The organism is Kitasatospora sp. DSM 101779, assembly GCF_025655475.1.
Classification (GTDB): Bacteria; Actinomycetota; Actinomycetes; order Streptomycetales; family Streptomycetaceae; genus Kitasatospora.
In genome coordinates this window covers 6127111-6128121 of the sequence record NZ_JAHTIK010000001.1, presented here as the reverse complement: position 1 = coordinate 6128121, position 1011 = coordinate 6127111, and the positions used below count along the sequence as shown (strand labels likewise).

The 1011-nt window shown below is 78.8% G+C and carries 2 protein-coding genes; both read right to left on the bottom strand.

Annotated elements, in window-relative coordinates; translation table 11 throughout:
- Positions 1-281: Trp biosynthesis-associated membrane protein (locus tag KSNIM_RS27880; RefSeq protein ID WP_263105874.1), on the bottom strand; the 281-nt coding region annotated here is incomplete at its 3' end.
- A 250-nt stretch (positions 282-531) separates the two neighbouring features.
- Positions 532-1011 (bottom strand): Uma2 family endonuclease (locus KSNIM_RS27875; RefSeq protein ID WP_263105873.1); only part of this gene is annotated, 480 nt, incomplete at its 5' end.

Genomic DNA, 1011 nt, shown 5'->3' with positions numbered 1-1011 from the left:
CCCGCCCCCACGGCGAGCACGCCGACCGCCGTCCGGGCGGCGCCGCGGACGGCGAAGACCGCGACGGCGGCGGCCAGGCCGGCCAGGGCGAGCCCGGTGGGCAGGCCGGTCAGCCGGGAGCCGGTGGCGCTGACCGCGAGGCGGCCGCCCGCCGTCCCGGCGACCACGCCCTCGGCCCAGGTCCGGCCGGTGGAGGTCAGGACGAGCAGGGCGCCGGCCGCGGTCAGCAGCAGCATCAGGGCGAGCGAGCGGCGGTCGGTCTTCGGTGCGGGAGAACTCACCCGACCAGTGTCGCCGACGTGCCCCGCGGGCCGGACGGCCGGGTCCCGGTGCAGGCTCAGGAGGGGCGCTCGGACGGTCGGTTCGGTGGCGCGTGGGGGTATCTCCCGGCCGAAGGTCGGGGGGGGGGAGAACCGCGCAGTCCGGGAGTGGTGATTCTGACGAATCCGGCTCACCCCTGGTCCGCACCGTGGCCCGCACCCGGATTGCGCGGTTCCCCGCGCCCCTGGCGGTGCGCCATGGGGAGACTCGTCAGGCCGGTTCGCGGGGGAAGGTGCCGGTGGCGACGACCAGCGTCCGCCCGGCCAGCTGCACGGGCAGGTCCTCGCCGAACGGGACCCGCTCGGCCAGGTGGTAGGCGCCGGCGGGCTGCGGGTCGGAGTGCACGGTGCAGACGCCCTCGGCCGGGTCGACCACCACGTACACCGGGACGCCGTGCCCGGCGTACCGGCGCAGCCGCTCGACGAAGCCGCCGTGCGGGCCGGCCGCGGGAACGACCTCCAGCACCGCCTCGATGTCCGGCCATGCCCAGTGGCCGCGGCCGTCGGGCCGCGCGCCCTCGACGACCACGACCAGGTCGGGGGCGCGGCCGGGACGTGCGCCGGGGAGGTCGAGCGCCGCGTCGGGGACGGCGCCGCCGCGGCCCGCCAGCTGGTCCTCGACCTGCCGGGCGGTGTCCAGGACGATCGCCCGCCGGGCCGCACCGCGGGGGGTCACGACGGCCCTCCCGCC